This is a genomic window from Citrobacter sp. MGH104 (genome assembly GCF_001034485.1).
Classification (GTDB): domain Bacteria; phylum Pseudomonadota; class Gammaproteobacteria; order Enterobacterales; family Enterobacteriaceae; genus Citrobacter; species Citrobacter freundii.
Window position 1 is genome coordinate 1,269,286 of the sequence record NZ_KQ089818.1, and the last position, 14,903, is coordinate 1,284,188.

Below are 14,903 nucleotides of genomic sequence, written 5' to 3' on the forward strand. Positions count from 1 at the left end.
CCTTATGCACTGACACGGCTGGCAAAATCGACCAGGTAGCGATCGGTGATGCGCTGGCGCAGCATCAGATTTTCAAGCGGCGGCACCGGCGTGTAGTCGTAGTCGATGGTGAGTTTCCCGGCTTTCAGGGAGTCTTTATCGTTCACTGACTCATCCAGCCAGCAGTCCGCCCCGATGAGGTAGCCCTGCGTTTTCAGGCTGCGCAGTTTGGCGCGAATACCTTCGATAATGTCACGGGCCAGCGACGGGTTAAGCACGCCATCCACCGACCACATGTGCGCTTCTGCGATGGTGTCAGCCAGCACCTGCGCCGTACGGGTGTAGTTCTCAAAGGCAAACAGTGGATCGTCGCTGAGGCAGCGTGAACCCCAGAAGCGGAAGCCGTCTTTACGAATCAGCGTGGTGATGTCGTTCTGGTTCAGCAGCCCCGCATCCGTTGCCGGATCCTGCAGGTCCCAGAACACATCAGCAGAAATACCGGTGACACCGTTCACGCCTACGTTGGACAGGGTTTTGTGCCAGCCGGTCTGCTCGTCGATTTTGGCACGTAGGCCCAGCGCACGGGCGGAGGCGTAAGCCGTCGCGTCCGCCTTAAGTACCGTGTCAAAATTGATGAAATCAGGCCAGATCAGCATCCCCTCGCGCTGGCTGAAATTGTCGCGGTAAGCAATGGCTTCCTCCACCGTTTTGCAGCCATAGGCGGACAGGTAGGCAAACCCACGCAGGCTCTGCGCCACGCTCAGCAGTTCCGTCGCAACGGCCTGCGTGTCATGCCCCGGCACGCCGAGAATGCGCGGCTTGACGCCCAGCTGCGACTGCGCCGACAACAGCGCTTTCATGCCCGTTTTTTTACCGTCAGCAGTGACGCCGCCGATAATGTTGGAGGTGGTTTCCGCTTCGGTTTCGCCCTGCGCCACGCGCACGACGACGGTCACGGGTTTAGCCTGGTCTGCAATCGCATCCAGCGAACGGGCCAGCGTGCCGGACTCGCCCGCTTTACCGCTGGCAGTCAGCACATCGGTTAGCAGGACCGGCTTATTGAGGGGAAACATGGAAGCATCAGCATCATCGCCGGTGCAGACCATGCCCACGATGGCGGTGCTCACCGTGGTAATGGATCGGGTGCCCTCGTTGACTTCAACAACGCGCACCCCGTGGTGGTAATCCTGAGCCATAAGGCAGTCTCTCCGGTTTACAGGGGGTGTGCCTATGTTCTGGTTGATATGCGCGCGGCGCACGCGCCGGGCTATGTGCGGGAAATAGCACAATTGATATTGACGAAAAATGATCGTTAGCAGCGCATTTAAAATCTTTGAAAGGTTCATTTAGAGGGAGATGAGGACAAAATTGCCGCTATGCAGTCTTGAAAAAACGGGGCTTGCTGATGCGCGTGATACAGCAAACCCCGTATGGCCTACACTTCTGGGGGAGCAGGCCAGTTAATATCTGGTGCTATGGAGGTGTCTACCGCTTCCAGCGCTTCCAGGTAATCCAGCCACAAATTGTACTGTGCCAGTTCATCACCTTTCAGCCGACCAATTGCAGCTTTCCCGATCCACTGCTTACTGTCTATATATTCTCTGGCCTCAATAATCAGGAAACGTTTTTTATTCTCTGCCGCGCTGATAGCAGACTCTTTTGCGGTTATTACCGTGAAACTACCCATTTAATATTACCTCGCGAGTCAGCATTTCACTCTCTTCAGCATCAGGACCATAGAAGCCAATAAGTCCCACGATGACTTCCCCAGACTCCTTTCTTGCTTTTCGCACAGGATTAGGGTTTAACACTGAAACAAAATCGACTGCGATATCGCCATTATTCAGCGTGCTGAAATCGAATGAATCAGTGACACCGTCAACCTCAATCGTTAATACGTCGCCCTTTGCCGACACGTTCATGACGTTATCAGAGCGCTGCGGAGTAAGGATTACTTTCATCAGAACCACCTTCCTATAGCTGTATATCCAAGATATGCCGCTGCATTTTGCACATTACTAATCAGCGCCAGTGAAGTGCCTGTCAGTGAACGTCCGCGAACGGAAGGCCATGAGGAAGTACCGCCAGACGAAAGCGTAGCGGAGGGGGTGACTGTTGGTGTTATGCCAACGAAGGTTGCAGGAAAAGTGAGCCCCACTTCACTGGAAAAATAAAGGTTAGTTGTGCCACCGCTGGAATTGTTTGCTGCGGATTCAACGGACCGTGTAAACCAGCAGATTAATGTTCCGTCTGCAAATTTAGTGTACTCACCATTAGAGTTAGAACCCCGCTCAATAATTGCACCGGTTGGAGCGCCCCCTGTCTGGGATACTGCGCCAACCATCGCAGTTCTCTGAATTGCCCCGGTTATCCGTGAATCATCTCCTGCAGCAACCGTACCGGCAGTCGTACCCGTGTTTTTTGCGGCGGCATTACCCAGTACCACCCAGTTAAGCCATACTTTTGCATCACCACTATAGGCACGAAACGCAAATTTAAGCGGGTTGTAGCCAATCGCTATCTGAATGTCATACGAGCCTTCAATACTGTCTACCGTTAAAACAGTAGCATTGAACCCTGGCGAGTTCTGCGCAGCCTGATATGCGAACCCCGTGCTGTTTTTCGGCGGGGCGTTTAAATCCTCGATTATTTTCCCCGTATGAATAACGGCTTTTGTCGCATCTCCCAAACCAAGGTATTGGAGAAGTTCTGAAATACTTTTGCCACTGAGGCTTGTCAGCGTGGTATCCAGCGGCTGTTTGCCTGCCAGCGCATTTGTCATGGTGGTGGCAAAGTTAGGATCATTACCCAACGCTTCCGCCAGCTCATTCAGCGTGTCCAGCGCCGCCGGAGATGATGCAACCAGCGCCGCGATGGCTGATTTAACAAATGCCGTGGTGGCAACCTGCGTATTGTTGACCGTCTGTGCTGCAGTGGGAGCTGTCGGCGCTCCGGTCAGCGCCGGACTTGCAAGAGGAGCTTTCAGCGCCAGCGCGTTATTTAGCGCAGTGACCACCGCCTGCACAAACGCTGTGCTGGCAATCTGCGTGGTATTGGTTCCTGCCGGTGCGGTTGGCACTTTCGGCATACCCGTCAGCGTCGGACTTTCTTTAGGTGCGTATTGGGTATGAGGATCTGCTGCGGCAAGGTGTTTTGACATCAGGTCATCCACATACACCTTAAGCTCCAGCACCTTGTCATCCACATACTTGCGGGTTGCCAGCACCACTGCCGGGTCAATTTTCAGGGTGATATTATCGGTACTGCTGGTAATCAACACCATGCGCACGGTCTGCGTGCGCCCGCTCCCCTCCGCGAGCTGCGGCTTGTAGCTCTCCGGGCAGTTTCCCACGGCAATCAGCGCCCCTGTTTCATCAAACAGGCCGACTTCACGAATCCACCACCCGCCTTCAGTTTCGGGGATCACCTGTTCAGCAATAATCTGGCTGCTGTTCTGCGGATCGATGTACAGCATATTGAGGGAAGCTCGGCGTTTTTCAGCAACCAGCGCTGTCTGCTGTGCGCTTGGAGTCGGCAGCACTCCGCCACCGTCGCCCACCGCCATCTGGGTAATTTTCAACGGGACACCGAGCACGGCGGCGCTTGCCAGTTTCGCCGCGCCGATATCCGTCAGCAGGGTGTAAAATTTTGCGCTCATGGGTTCACTCTCATCGTGTCAATAACATGGACCGCTCCGCCCTCATAAGCGGTGCCGCCGGAAATAATGGTTTCGTTGATATACGGGTAGATCGTGATTTCTTCGCCGGTGTAGGTGGCTGCACCCACAAAATACGGGCCTCCTGTCTGCAGGTTGATGGACATACCAACCAGATGACGGCTGCATGGTTTGGCGTCACCGATCAGGCGCTCCAGCTCCAGATAGGTTTCTTCTGTTATGCCCTGGTCCTGCACGCCAATATCCAGACGGAACGTCCCTGGTGTTTCGCCAGTCTGCCACCACTCAATGATGCGGATCAGAAAGCCGAACGGCTCCACCACACGCCGCACGGCGCTGGTTGTCCCCTTGTGCTGATGGATATAAAACGCGTCCTGCACAACGCGGCGCTTGACGCTTTCTGTCCAGCTTTCATCCCAGCGGTCAACAGAAAACGCCCAGGCCAGGTAGGGCAGGAATCTGATCGGACAGGTTGCCGGATTCCACAAATCACGCAGCGATACCTGCAGATCGGAAATCCCGCTGCAGGTCTGCGCCAGTCGGCGCTCAAGCGGCGACGAACCCGGCGGCAACAGACTATTCATCCGTGCCCCCGTTGGTAACGCTCCATTCGGTACAGGATGCCGCCTGCGTCTTATCCAGCACCACATCCTCCAGCGGGGACGCCAGTTCCACACGCTGGACGCCCTCCACATGCAACGCGGCATAAATGGCGCTGCAGCGGATGTCACGTCCCAGCCGCGTCTGACTGGCGATGTATTTCTGCAGGCTGGCTTTTGCTTCTGCCATCACCGGCTCAGCCTCCGGCCCCGGATAAAGGAAGATCGTCGCGTCCACGCTGTACGGAATAATTTCAGCGCTGCGCACCGTCAGGCGGTCTGCCACCGGGCGAACCTTTTCACTGTTAAGCGCCTGTTCAACCACTGCCAGCAGGTCAGCCCCTGCCGAACCATCACCCTCGCGGCTCAGCACGGTAAGCACCACCTCAGCCGGTGCAGGACTGGTTGCACTGGCATCAGCCACGCGCCCGTCGGCACTTCTGGCGTGGAACTCATAGGCTCCCGTAGGGCCTGCAACGGACAGCCCCTCAAATGCTGCAGGAATGCGCTGGCGTAATGCTTCATCACTTTCCATCACTGCGGCGACCGGCGGCACCGCGTCATTATCGGCAGGGACTACCGTCAGGCGCTTCACGTTGCAGTTACCTGCCAGTTGTTCAAGGTCATTTCCCATGGAATAGGCCACCATGACCGCCTGCGCAGCCTCATTAATTCGCTGACGCAGCAGGATTTCGCGGTAAGCATTCTCCTGCAACAGTTTGGTGACAGGTTCTGACTCCAGCGCTAACGTGCGCATAACGGCCTCCTGTTCATCTGCCGGATGGAGGGCCACAAAGGCGGCCTTGCGTTCTGCCAGCAATGCCTCAAAGTCCGGCACATCCACAATCTGCGGCGGCGGTAGTCGGGAAAGATCAATGACTGGCATTGTCTGCTCCTGTTGATACGGAAAGGGAAACTGGCGCGCCGTTATTACTGTGTCCGGTAAGCTCAACCACCATAGAGCCGTCAAAATTGCCGTTGATGGTGATGGAGTCCAGTGTAAGGCGCGGCTCCCAGCGGTTCAGCGCCACATAGACCGCAGACATAATCTGCAGGCGCAGCGCCGGGTTCTGCGGCTGGTCAATCAGGGCAGACAGCAGAGAGCCATATTCCCGACGAGCAAGACGGCTGCCCTGCGGCGTCAGCAGAATATCCCGCACCGACTGGCGCAGATGGTCTGTATCTGCAATGGCTTGCCCGTCGTTCCTGCTCATACCGATATACAACGTCATACCGGCCCCCCCGTGTTGTCGCCGCCTTTCAGAACACCAGTATGCTCATGGTCATCAACTACGATCCCGTTAGAACTCATTGCGCCGCCGCCCTGGGTGACGCCGCCATTGATCACCACCTCGCTGTTAATGCGCGTGGTGCCAGCCTCCACCACAAACTCACCGGTTTTGTAAGTGACGCTGTCTGCTGCCTCGATCACCATGGATTTGATGCCCCTGACATGCCATCGTCCGGTGGTGGGTTCATATTCAAACCATCCCCCGTCCGGGTACTCCGTCACGCAGCCGTCCACGGAATCCGACGGTGGCGGAAACTGATTAGAGTAGATGGCGGGCAGCACAAAAGCGGTTTCCAGATTGCCGCCCATACTCAGCACCACCACCTGCTCATCCGGCGACGGACACCACCATGTACGGGCACCACCGGCGCGCAGCGTTAGCCAGTTAATCCAGTTGGTTTCAAGCTCGCCCACTTTCACCCGACACAGCCAGTTTTCCCGGTCCACTTCGGTCACAGTGCCGGTGCGGATCAGATTGGTGATAAGGCGCATAATTTCGGTCAGTTGTGCATTCATAACGAAAGGTTGCCATCAGAGGGAAAAGTGAGGCAGCGCTGGCGCTTGTACCAGCGGTGGCACAAAGATCACCCCGCCAGCCAGCGCAACAGGGTGTCACGGGTGACGGTTTCCACTTCTTCATTCACGCCCAGCAGGCGGCGCTCTGCGTAGCGGACCTCCGGGCCTTTTCGGCTGACGCGATCCCGCAGGCCGTAATGGTGAACACGGGCAATGCGCTGCACCTTGCCATCAAACTGCACGCTGGCGGAGTCCGCACTGGCGGTGGTTTTCAGGTATTTTGTGGTGCGAAGCTTTGCAAACATCTGGCGTTTGATGCGTCCCTTCTTGCTGCGGGCAGTCACCCGGCGCGGCTCATAGCCGCTACCGTCAGGATTACGCTGCAGCCTGATGTTCTGCTGCTGCGTCCGGCGCAGCTGTTGCGCCAGTTGCCGCATCATACGACTGCGCGCGGCAGGCTCCAGATTCGCCAGTAGCGCCGTCAGCCAGTCATCCACCCTCTGCAGTTCATCCACGTTTCACCGTCCACATTTCTTCGGGTTCGTCCGGCTCCGGCACCGCTTCAACGCTTGACACGCTGCCGTTAGTGCTGACCAGCACGCGCTCCGTCAGTTGCAGGTTCAGGCTGATATCGCACACATCGTTGCGCAGAATATCCACTTCAAAGGTGAACAGTTTTTCGCGCAGCTCCGGGTTATTGATAGCATCCGGCTGGTTGTCACTTAGCCACAGCAGCACAGGAGCCATCAGCAGATTCTGGTCGCCGCTGAAATCCTCGATCACCACGTTCAGGGTGTAGCGGTATTCCCATGACATGGAGCTGGCACCGGTTGCCACCATTGAGCCGTTATCAACGAAAAGGTGCAGCTTGTCCGGGTTGTCGCGGACATAAGCAACCGCTTTATTCAGGGCGCTGCGTAAGGACTGCGGTTTGTTCACTGTCTCGCTCCTGACACGCAATAATCGTGTCCACTTTGTCAGCACAGACCGCCCAGGCGGCCTCGGTTTCATCCAGCACCGCGTTCAGATCGCCGTTACTGCGCGGCGCTGACCTTTCCAGACGGCACTGCGTCACTCTGGGACAGCCACTCACGGTAAGCTGCACCTCCGGCGAGGGCCGGACGCTCCCGCAGCCGGATAATGTCAGCAGGCAAAGGAGTATCAGCCCAGCGGCGCAAATCCTCATTTTCACGTTTCAGTTCCTCGATCCGGTGCTGGCGGCTGCGCAGAAGTGCGGTGGTCTGTTCCGCTGCCGCATAAAGCCGCGCCTGCTCCCGGCTGTTGGTTTCGGTCAGAATGGACAGGCCGATCAGTTGGCTGTTTTTCTTCGTCAGCTCCTGCATTTTGCTTTTCAGCGCCGCGCCCTGCGTTTCGATGGTGTGGCTGGCATTGTTAAGCCGCCATGACTGCCAGCCCAGCGCCGCAAGTACCAGCGCCAGCACTACCGCCAGCGCACGCATCAGGCCGCCATCGGCTCATGAAGCTGCGCGCGGGCAATCTGATACAAAACCAGCGTCAGCAGATAAAACACCAGGGTGATCACCCATCCAGAAAACGCCAGACACAGAACAATAAGCAGCCTGATTACCCATGTACGCACGGGTTTTACGGGGTGCGCCCTGAATTTCAGCAATGCCGCCCTGACCTCATCGCGCGCCCGATCTCCGGCGAACCACCCGACAGCGCACAGCGCAGCAAGCAGCCAGGCGAGGAAGCATGACACCCAGACAGACGCACCAACCAGAACCGGCGCACCGCTGCGCGGATAGAGCAGGCTGATAACCAACAGCGCAGCCCATGCCAACTGGAAAAAAACGCTCATGACTTTCTTTTTCATTCCGTTATGCCCCTTTTAAGCACCAGGCCATTTCCCGCGCGCGGCGGTTGTCCAGCCCCTGATTAAACACACCTTTGACATATACCCAGCGCGGCAGTTGATGGCAGACATCCGCCCAGCGCCGCTGGTTCAGCAACTTAACCAGCGTGGAGCTGCAGGCGTTGCCGGTGCCCACGTTGAAAGCAAACGACACCACCGCGTCATAGACCTTTTGCGGCACCGGCTGCACCACACACTTTTCCAGCGCCCGCTCCACGCGCAGCACGTTGGTGATAAGTCCCTGCGCCGCCTGCCGTTCCGTGATGGTTTTTCCCGGTACCACACCGGACGTATTGCCGATCCCGTCAGTCCACACGCCCGCGCTGCACTGATAAGGCTGCAGGCGACATCCCTCGTAGTCGGCTATCAGTTTCAGCCCCTCAACGGAGGTATGAAGCGACTGGAAACCGGGCAGCGTGGCGGCGATAGCCAGCACCGCCCCGACAAGGCAGCGCTTAACGATTGAAGGATTCATATTCCCCCCGCGAAATTTTGCCGCCACGTAACAATTTGAAAGACTGGTGTTTGTAGTACCAGTTGATAGCCAGCATCAGCACACCAATCAGTACGCCGCCAACCGTTGACGCATCCTTGAGCGACAGATCGCCCAGCCATGCCAGCAGCACGGCGATGCAGTAAGTGATAAAGGCGCTGATTCGTTCAAGCGTCATAATTCAGTCCCATAGCTGGACGGTCTGCGCCGTGGTTGACGCCGTAATGTCCGGCAGCTCCACCTGCAGCCCGTGCGGTAAAAATGGGCCGTACTCAGCCAGCCCCGGATTTGCCTGCAGAACCTGCTCAGTGACACCCTGCGTGCGCCCGTAATGACGCCAGCAAAGCGCGTCCACCGTGTCATACTGATGCGCACGCACTTTCATCAGATAAGCTCCACCGTACAGTGCGGTGCATCCTGCACCCGGCTGATAGCCCATCGGGCATCACGCCACAGATCGCCGCTGGCCTCCGACAGCTCCTCCCCTCGCTTCACGCCGGACGCCGTGGCGTCATAGTCCTGATAACGCTCATTGAGCACGGCGCGCGCCCAGCAAAAAACGGCGTTGTGGTAGTGCCGGATACGCTCGCTTTTGCCGTCCAGCATTTCTGCGGGAACCTCAGCCAGTGCCCGGTAGCCCAGCATCTGCTGACGGTTGCGGAAGTCGAACAGCTCAGCGTTAACCTCAGAAATAGCCGTCAGCACGACCTGCTTTAAACGCGGCTGCGTCACCGTGCCGTCAGTACGCATCACACTGCGAAATTCCGACAGGTCCACATCAGGCCAGAACGGCGTGTTTTTGATGACCTCCGCCTGTTCCGGTGCCTGTTCGGGCGCAACAAACTTCATGCGGCTTTCTCCTGAATAAGTGGGCGGTGGACGGAATTTTGATGTGGCAGTGCCTTTCGCCATCCCGTGCCGCCCGTGCGCGGGGCACGTTCTTTAGCGGCTGTCATTGCGCAGTCTGCGCTCCAGCTGCTGCTTTTCTTTTTTCACACCGCAGCGGGGATCAAGCTGCAGCGCATGGTTAAGGTGATTCAGGGCAGACGCCGGGTTGCTTTCGCTCAGTACAGCACCGATGGCTTTATGCAGGCGCGCCCGCGACTGGTCCGGCATATCCAGATCGGTGGTCAGGTCCAGCGTCTGCAGAAGCAGATCGGCATCAAAACCGGCAGCGGCAAGCAGAGCGCTTTGCGCCGCGTCTGCCATTTCTTCTGCCAGCACGGTCTGCACGTTACGGTTGCCCAGCGGCATCACCCAGCCATGGCGCAGCGCATGACGTCCGATTTCGAGCGCACCGGCATAATCACCGGCGTCAATACGCCACAGCATCACGTACATCAGCACGTCATCCTGCTGCGCACCTCCGGCAGCCAGCACGCCCTCCGCCCAGGCGGAATATTTCGGCAGCAGTTCCACCTTGATTTCCGCCTTTTTCACCGTGGACTGGACGCCCTTGAGGCGGCGGCGGTCTTCTGCCAGCTGCAGCAGCATCAGGTCATAGCCCGACGCATGGCGAACACTGCCGCCCTCACGGGCGGCCTGTTCAGCCTGAATGCGCAGGCGGTGCTGCCGTGCGGGACTCAGGCTCATGCGTTATTCCCCACTTTCCGGTGCGGCAGGCGCGCTGAAATCACCGATTTCGATGTTTTCTACCAGCGCCGCGCAGCGGTAGTCCTCGACCACATACGCCTCGTTGACGGATTCAAAGTTTTCAATCCGGTCGCGTTTCGGGTTGTCGATAACTGAACGGCGGCGGGTATCTTCCTGCCAGTAGATGGACAGGTTATCCAGACGGGTGATCAGCAGGGCATTTGCCGGGAAGAAAGGCGCGCGCACAGCCTGCAGGCCGCCCATGCGTTTCTGGCTGATGATCAGATCGGCGGCGATTTTCTCGCTGTTGTCCTGCTCTTTGTTGACCAGCGGGAAATACTTGTCAGACAGCAGTTCACGTCCGCAGACAACAACCAGCTCGTCATCATCCTGATACTCCACATCGATCAGCTCGTTGACGGTATCCATCACCACCGCGTCAAGATTTACATACTTACCACCCGGACCTACTTTTACTGGTTCTGCAGTAGTGGTGCCGTCTTCTGCGGTTTTGCTGCCCATGACGTGATCCGGCGCGTCTTCGCGGATTTTCTGCAGCCAGCCTTTATTGACGTCCTGCAGCAGCGGATTTTCAGCACGGTTGGAGGTTTTGGCGCGCTTCACGCCGTTAAAGCCGATCATGATGCGGTCCAGCGCCTGACGCTTGACGATGGCGTTGCGAATACGCACCTGGAAGTCCTGGAATTTCGCCCACATGTCCAGTTTTGCGTAGGTCAGCACCGTATCAAAGTTGGTCTGCTCGCATTTGTATTCCACGTCTTCCATCAGCGTCGGATCGGTAGGCTCGCGCTCTTTGGTGGTGGTATCGGTGGTTCCGGCAATGGTGCTGCCAACGCCCAGCCCCAGCAACTGACCGGACTGCTCAGTGACCGGCGTGATGTTAATAACCGTCAGGAAAGCGGCGGACTGCTGGATCTGGTCTTCCAGCGTCTGCTGCACGGACGGCTCCACGGTAAACTTGCTGGACAGTTCTTCAACTTCCACACCGTTCAGGCGCGCCAGTTGCTGCAGGTAAGCGTTAAAGGCAAAGCGGGTTTTCTTTTTCATCGGGTTTTATGCTCCATCAGCAATTGGTCAGGGTGCCTGCCGGTGCGTCACCGCCCGGCGCGCGCTGGCGGTAATCTTTGCGGCTGTCTTCACGGCTCAGCTGCTGCTGTAACTCGGCAAAGGCGGTCTGCTGCTCCTGCAGGGAGGACTCCAGCTCAGAAAGGCGCTGGTCCTGATCGGACAGGGATTTGTCAGTGCGCTCGCTCAGGATCTGCTGCTCAGTAGCGACCAGCTCCACGGCTTTATGCACATCAGAGAATCGCGCCTCGTCGGTCTGCTCTTTTTTGGTGAACAGCGCGGTGACGCGGGCAAAGAGGGACGGCTTTTCGTCCTGGGCTTCTTCCAGTTCAATCAGCGTTTCAACCGCTTCCGAAAACAGGTTTTCAGGGTTCAGCTTACGGTTTGCCAGCGGGTTATGTGCTGCACTGGCGCTGAAAGCCAGCATTTCGGTGCCCAGGCTCGCAGGATCGTCCGTCGCACCCAGCCCCACAAGATAGGCTTTGCCGGTGTCAGCAAACTTCGTGCTGACCTCCATGGAGGTGAAAAGCTTCTGGCCTTTCTTCACCAGTTCCACCAGGGCGTCCGTGGGTTCGATATCGGCATAAAGCGCCATCTTGCCCGCCAGCGGGCCGTCCTGGATTTCTTCTGCAACCAGCCCCGTCACCCTGCCGTAGCGGTTAAAGGTGCTGTCCGGCAGATAAGACTTGATGTGCTCAAGGTTAATCAGCGCGGTATAGACCGTCGGGTTGTAGCTGGCAGCCATCTGTACCAGCCATTCACGCTGGATCTCGCGCCCGTCAGTGGTGGCACCTTCCACCCCGATACGGAAACGCTTTGCTTTCACTGTCATGAGCCGTGCTCCGTTAGAAATAACTTACTGGAGCCTTATGTTTGCGGTGATGGGGGGAATGAGACAACGCGCTGTATTTGTACGGTAAACCACACAAAACGTAGCCGGGGAAAGCCGCCATACAAGGCCGTATGTTTGGGCCATGAACACGACACTGACCCCCGCAGACCTCGATCCCCGTCGGCAGGCCATGCTGCTGTACTTTCAGGGATACCGCGTAGCCCGCATTGCTGAAATGCTGGGCGAAAAAGTTGCAACCGTTCACAGCTGGAAAAAACGCGACAAGTGGGGCGACTATGGGCCGCTGGATCAGATGCAGCTCACCACCGCCGCACGTTACTGCCAGCTCATCATGAAGGAGCAGAAAGAAGGGAAAGACTTCAAGGAAATTGACCTGCTGGCGCGCCAGTCAGAGCGCCACGCCCGGATCGGTAAATTTAACGATGGCGGCAACGAAGCAGACTTAAACCCGAAAGTTGCCAACCGTAACAAAGGGCCACGCCGCCAGCCCGAAAAGAATGTTTTCACCGATGAACAGACCGAAAAGCTGGAAGAAATCTTCCGCAACGGCATGTTTGAATATCAGCGCCACTGGTGGCAGGCAGGCGTAAAACACCGCATTCGCAACCTGCTTAAATCACGTCAGATTGGGGCAACATACTTTTTTGCCCGCGAAGCGCTGATTGATGCCATCACCACCGGGCGCAACCAGATCTTCCTCTCAGCCAGTAAGGCGCAGGCGCACGTCTTTAAGCAGTACATCATCGACTTTGCAAAAGAGGTGGATGTTGAGCTGAAAGGCGACCCGATGACGCTCAGCAACGGCGCGTGCCTGTACTTCCTCGGTACCAACGCCCGTACGGCGCAGAGCTACCACGGCAATCTGTACCTTGATGAATATTTCTGGATACCGAAATTCCAGGAACTACGCAAGGTGGCCTCCGGCATGGCCATTCACAAGAAATGGCGACAAACCTACTTTTCCACCCCGTCCAGCCTGACCCACAGTGCCTATCCGTTCTGGTCCGGCGCACTGTTTAACCGGGGCCGAGCCAAAGCGGACAAGGTGGATATTGACCTGACCCACAGCAACCTTGCGCGCGGCCTGCTCTGCCCTGACGGACAGTACCGCCAGATCGTCACCGTGGAGGATGCGGTGCGCGGCGGCTGTAACCTGTTCGACCTCGACCAGCTGCGCATGGAGTACAGCCCGGACGAATACCAGAACCTGCTGATGTGCGAATTTATTGACGATCTGGCGTCAGTGTTCCCGCTCAGCGAGCTGCAGGCGTGTATGGTAGACAGCTGGGAAGTCTGGACCGATTTCCAGGCGCTGGCACTGCGCCCGTTTGGTTGGCGGGAAGTCTGGATCGGTTACGACCCGGCGAAAGGTACGCAGAACGGTGACAGCGCAGGCTGCGTGGTTATGGCACCACCCACTGTACCTGGCGGAAAGTTCCGCATTCTGGAGCGCCATCAGTGGCGCGGGATGGACTTCCGCGCCCAGGCGGACGCTATCAAAAAACTAACTCAGCAGTACAACGTGACCTATATCGGTATCGACTCGACCGGCGTCGGGCACGGCGTTTACGAGAACGTGAAAGCGTTCTTTCCCGCTGTCCGGGAGTTTGTCTACAACCCCAACGTCAAAAACGCCCTGGTGCTCAAGGCCTACGACATTATCAGCCACCGCCGCCTGGAGTTTGACGCCGGACACACCGACATTGCGCAGTCCTTTATGGCAATCCGCCGCGCCACTACCGCCAGCGGCAACCGCCCTACCTACGAAGCCAGCCGCAGCGAAGAAGCCAGTCACGCAGATTTGGCCTGGGCCACGATGCACGCACTGTTTAACGAACCGCTGCAGGGCGAATCCGCCAATACCAGCAATATTGTGGAGATTTTTTGATGAGTGAACACGACGCCCTGACCAGCACCGCGCCAGTGCAGGAGGCCGAACAGCAGAAGAATACAACTCACGCCGAAGCATTCAGCTTTGGCGATCCGATCCCGGTACTGGATCGCCGCGAGCTGCTGGACTATGTGGAATGCGTACAGATGGACAGATGGTATGAACCACCGGTGAGTTTTGACGGACTGGCGCGCACCTATCGCGCCGCCGTGCATCACAGTTCACCAATTGCCGTGAAACGTAACATTCTGACCAGCACCTTTATCCCACATCCGCTACTGAGCCAACAGGCATTCAGCCGGTTTGTGCAGGACTATCTGGTATTCGGTAACGCCTATCTGGAGAAGCGCACCAACCGGCTCGGCGGCATACTGTCGCTGGAGCCATCACTGGCGAAATACACCCGCCGTGGGATCGATCTCGACACCTACTGGTTTGTGCAGTATGGCATGACCACGCAGCCCTACGAGTTCACCAAAGGCAGCATCTTTCACCTTATGGAGCCGGATTTAAACCAAGAGATTTACGGCCTGCCGGAATACCTGTCCGCCATCCCTTCGGCCCTGCTGAACGAGTCCGCCACGCTGTTCCGCCGGAAGTACTACATCAACGGCAGTCATGCAGGGTTCATCATGTATATGACCGACGCCGCGCAAAATCAGGAGGACGTGAACAACATCCGCCAGGCTATGAAAAGCGCCAAAGGACCAGGTAACTTCCGCAACCTGTTTATGTACTCACCTAACGGGAAAAAAGATGGTATCCAGATAATCCCGTTGTCAGAAGTGGCTGCTAAGGATGAGTTTCTGAACATCAAGAACGTAAGCCGCGATGACATGATGGCAGCGCATCGTGTACCACCGCAGATGATGGGGATCATGCCGAGTAATGTGGGGGGGTTTGGGGATGTGGAAAAAGCCGCAAAAGTATTTGTTGTAAATGAGCTATTACCTATACAAACAAGGATTAAAGAGTTTAATTATTTCATTGGGGAAGAAATAATTAAATTTAGTTCATATCAACTGTAAACATGGCGCACTCAACGTGCGC

21 protein-coding genes and 1 pseudogene are annotated in these 14,903 nt (G+C 56.9%); 2 read left to right on the forward strand and 20 right to left on the reverse strand.

The genetic code is table 11. The annotated features are described in order from the left end of the window. Nucleotides 1-2 precede the first annotated feature (2 nt). From SK34_RS05875 to SK34_RS05965, 20 genes and pseudogenes are all read right to left on the reverse strand, one after another. Complete coding sequence (locus tag SK34_RS05875) at nucleotides 3-1,175, reverse strand: phage tail sheath protein (RefSeq protein WP_048232591.1); 1,173 nt, start codon at nucleotides 1,173-1,175, stop codon at nucleotides 3-5. A 239-nt stretch (nucleotides 1,176-1,414) separates the two neighbouring features. Then, nucleotides 1,415-1,636 (reverse strand): annotated as a pseudogene (locus tag SK34_RS05880) (tail fiber assembly protein); the annotation flags it as partial. 22 nt (nucleotides 1,637-1,658) lie between these two features. Then, entirely contained in the window at nucleotides 1,659-1,940 is a 282-nt protein-coding gene (locus tag SK34_RS05885) for a hypothetical protein (RefSeq protein ID WP_048232592.1), read from the reverse strand. Further along, nucleotides 1,940-3,637, reverse strand: coding sequence for a phage tail protein (locus tag SK34_RS24925; RefSeq protein ID WP_231588745.1), 1,698 nt, complete (start codon nucleotides 3,635-3,637; stop codon nucleotides 1,940-1,942). The genes SK34_RS05885 and SK34_RS24925 overlap by 1 nt, the downstream gene beginning before the upstream one ends. After that, complete coding sequence (locus tag SK34_RS05895; protein WP_001397640.1) at nucleotides 3,634-4,239, reverse strand: phage tail protein I; 606 nt, start codon at nucleotides 4,237-4,239, stop codon at nucleotides 3,634-3,636. Before SK34_RS05895 ends, SK34_RS24925 begins: the two co-directional genes overlap by 4 nt. Continuing rightward, nucleotides 4,232-5,140, reverse strand: a complete 909-nt coding sequence (locus SK34_RS05900; RefSeq protein WP_048232593.1) for a baseplate assembly protein — start codon at nucleotides 5,138-5,140, stop codon at nucleotides 4,232-4,234. Before SK34_RS05900 ends, SK34_RS05895 begins: the two co-directional genes overlap by 8 nt. Further along, entirely contained in the window at nucleotides 5,127-5,486 is a 360-nt protein-coding gene (locus SK34_RS05905) for a GPW/gp25 family protein (protein WP_048232594.1), read from the reverse strand. The genes SK34_RS05900 and SK34_RS05905 overlap by 14 nt, the downstream gene beginning before the upstream one ends. Continuing rightward, complete coding sequence (locus SK34_RS05910; RefSeq protein WP_048232596.1) at nucleotides 5,483-6,061, reverse strand: phage baseplate assembly protein V; 579 nt, start codon at nucleotides 6,059-6,061, stop codon at nucleotides 5,483-5,485. Before SK34_RS05910 ends, SK34_RS05905 begins: the two co-directional genes overlap by 4 nt. A gap of 68 nt (nucleotides 6,062-6,129) precedes the next feature. Next, entirely contained in the window at nucleotides 6,130-6,576 is a 447-nt protein-coding gene (locus SK34_RS05915) for a phage virion morphogenesis protein (protein WP_016150805.1), read from the reverse strand. Further along, entirely contained in the window at nucleotides 6,569-7,000 is a 432-nt protein-coding gene (locus SK34_RS05920; protein WP_001039964.1) for a phage tail protein, read from the reverse strand. Before SK34_RS05920 ends, SK34_RS05915 begins: the two co-directional genes overlap by 8 nt. Beyond that, nucleotides 6,963-7,211 carry an Rz1-like lysis system protein LysC gene (gene lysC / locus SK34_RS24930; RefSeq protein ID WP_223151184.1) on the reverse strand — a complete coding sequence of 83 codons (249 nt, stop codon included), beginning with the start codon at nucleotides 7,209-7,211 and terminating at the stop codon, nucleotides 6,963-6,965. Before lysC ends, SK34_RS05920 begins: the two co-directional genes overlap by 38 nt. Continuing rightward, nucleotides 7,096-7,524: an Rz-like lysis system protein LysB gene (gene lysB, locus SK34_RS05925; protein WP_193145585.1), complete on the reverse strand. Its 429-nt coding sequence runs from the start codon at nucleotides 7,522-7,524 to the stop codon at nucleotides 7,096-7,098. Before lysB ends, lysC begins: the two co-directional genes overlap by 116 nt. After that, nucleotides 7,521-7,898, reverse strand: a complete 378-nt coding sequence (locus SK34_RS05930; RefSeq protein ID WP_010835207.1) for a DNZ54_00345 family protein — start codon at nucleotides 7,896-7,898, stop codon at nucleotides 7,521-7,523. The genes lysB and SK34_RS05930 overlap by 4 nt, the downstream gene beginning before the upstream one ends. 4 nt (nucleotides 7,899-7,902) lie before the next feature. Next, nucleotides 7,903-8,412 carry a lysozyme gene (locus SK34_RS05935; RefSeq protein WP_048232599.1) on the reverse strand — a complete coding sequence of 170 codons (510 nt, stop codon included), beginning with the start codon at nucleotides 8,410-8,412 and terminating at the stop codon, nucleotides 7,903-7,905. Next, nucleotides 8,393-8,608, reverse strand: a complete 216-nt coding sequence (locus SK34_RS05940) for an HP1 family phage holin (protein ID WP_000171565.1) — start codon at nucleotides 8,606-8,608, stop codon at nucleotides 8,393-8,395. Before SK34_RS05940 ends, SK34_RS05935 begins: the two co-directional genes overlap by 20 nt. Nucleotides 8,609-8,611: 3 nt before the next feature. Then, nucleotides 8,612-8,815 carry a tail protein X gene (locus SK34_RS05945; RefSeq protein WP_000868184.1) on the reverse strand — a complete coding sequence of 68 codons (204 nt, stop codon included), beginning with the start codon at nucleotides 8,813-8,815 and terminating at the stop codon, nucleotides 8,612-8,614. Further along, entirely contained in the window at nucleotides 8,815-9,279 is a 465-nt protein-coding gene (locus tag SK34_RS05950; RefSeq protein WP_048232601.1) for a head completion/stabilization protein, read from the reverse strand. The genes SK34_RS05945 and SK34_RS05950 overlap by 1 nt, the downstream gene beginning before the upstream one ends. Nucleotides 9,280-9,372: 93 nt before the next feature. After that, the gene (gene gpM, locus SK34_RS05955; RefSeq protein WP_000059173.1) at nucleotides 9,373-10,023 is read right to left on the reverse strand and encodes a phage terminase small subunit; all 651 of its coding nucleotides are present in this window, start codon (nucleotides 10,021-10,023) and stop codon (nucleotides 9,373-9,375) included. Nucleotides 10,024-10,026: 3 nt separating this feature from the next. Continuing rightward, nucleotides 10,027-11,091 carry a phage major capsid protein, P2 family gene (locus tag SK34_RS05960; protein ID WP_048232602.1) on the reverse strand — a complete coding sequence of 355 codons (1,065 nt, stop codon included), beginning with the start codon at nucleotides 11,089-11,091 and terminating at the stop codon, nucleotides 10,027-10,029. Between the two features lie 16 nt (nucleotides 11,092-11,107). Then, complete coding sequence (locus SK34_RS05965) at nucleotides 11,108-11,941, reverse strand: GPO family capsid scaffolding protein (protein WP_048232604.1); 834 nt, start codon at nucleotides 11,939-11,941, stop codon at nucleotides 11,108-11,110. A 142-nt stretch (nucleotides 11,942-12,083) separates the two neighbouring features. Here SK34_RS05965 and SK34_RS05970 point away from each other — a divergent pair, with 142 nt between their 5' ends. Together SK34_RS05970 and SK34_RS05975 are read left to right on the forward strand one after the other, a co-directional pair. Next, a complete protein-coding gene (locus SK34_RS05970; protein ID WP_048232606.1) occupies nucleotides 12,084-13,850 on the forward strand; it encodes a terminase ATPase subunit family protein in 1,767 nt (588 codons plus the stop codon). Then, nucleotides 13,850-14,881 (forward strand): phage portal protein, encoded by a 1,032-nt coding sequence (locus SK34_RS05975; protein ID WP_048232607.1) that lies wholly within the window; start codon nucleotides 13,850-13,852, stop codon nucleotides 14,879-14,881. Before SK34_RS05970 ends, SK34_RS05975 begins: the two co-directional genes overlap by 1 nt. The last annotated feature ends 22 nt before the right edge of the window (nucleotides 14,882-14,903 follow it).

Excerpts from the sequence above, each read along its gene's own strand:
- SK34_RS05905 (WP_048232594.1), bottom strand. The coding sequence starts at position 5,486 with ATGACGTTGTATATCGGTATGAGCAGGAACGACGGGCAAGCCATTGCA.
- SK34_RS05910 (WP_048232596.1), bottom strand. The coding sequence starts at position 6,061 with ATGAATGCACAACTGACCGAAATTATGCGCCTTATCACCAATCTGATC.
- SK34_RS05935 (WP_048232599.1), bottom strand. The coding sequence starts at position 8,412 with ATGAATCCTTCAATCGTTAAGCGCTGCCTTGTCGGGGCGGTGCTGGCT.
- SK34_RS05885 (WP_048232592.1), bottom strand. The coding sequence starts at position 1,940 with ATGAAAGTAATCCTTACTCCGCAGCGCTCTGATAACGTCATGAACGTG.
- SK34_RS05900 (WP_048232593.1), bottom strand. The coding sequence starts at position 5,140 with ATGCCAGTCATTGATCTTTCCCGACTACCGCCGCCGCAGATTGTGGAT.
- gpM (WP_000059173.1), bottom strand. The coding sequence starts at position 10,023 with ATGAGCCTGAGTCCCGCACGGCAGCACCGCCTGCGCATTCAGGCTGAA.
- SK34_RS05960 (WP_048232602.1), bottom strand. The coding sequence starts at position 11,091 with ATGAAAAAGAAAACCCGCTTTGCCTTTAACGCTTACCTGCAGCAACTG.
- SK34_RS05940 (WP_000171565.1), bottom strand. The coding sequence starts at position 8,608 with ATGACGCTTGAACGAATCAGCGCCTTTATCACTTACTGCATCGCCGTG.
- SK34_RS05950 (WP_048232601.1), bottom strand. The coding sequence starts at position 9,279 with ATGAAGTTTGTTGCGCCCGAACAGGCACCGGAACAGGCGGAGGTCATC.
- SK34_RS05965 (WP_048232604.1), bottom strand. The coding sequence starts at position 11,941 with ATGACAGTGAAAGCAAAGCGTTTCCGTATCGGGGTGGAAGGTGCCACC.
- SK34_RS24925 (WP_231588745.1), bottom strand. The coding sequence starts at position 3,637 with ATGAGCGCAAAATTTTACACCCTGCTGACGGATATCGGCGCGGCGAAA.
- SK34_RS05970 (WP_048232606.1), top strand. The coding sequence starts at position 12,084 with ATGAACACGACACTGACCCCCGCAGACCTCGATCCCCGTCGGCAGGCC.
- SK34_RS05930 (WP_010835207.1), bottom strand. The coding sequence starts at position 7,898 with ATGAAAAAGAAAGTCATGAGCGTTTTTTTCCAGTTGGCATGGGCTGCG.
- SK34_RS05975 (WP_048232607.1), top strand. The coding sequence starts at position 13,850 with ATGAGTGAACACGACGCCCTGACCAGCACCGCGCCAGTGCAGGAGGCC.
- SK34_RS05945 (WP_000868184.1), bottom strand. The coding sequence starts at position 8,815 with ATGAAAGTGCGTGCGCATCAGTATGACACGGTGGACGCGCTTTGCTGG.
- SK34_RS05875 (WP_048232591.1), bottom strand. The coding sequence starts at position 1,175 with ATGGCTCAGGATTACCACCACGGGGTGCGCGTTGTTGAAGTCAACGAG.
- SK34_RS05895 (WP_001397640.1), bottom strand. The coding sequence starts at position 4,239 with ATGAATAGTCTGTTGCCGCCGGGTTCGTCGCCGCTTGAGCGCCGACTG.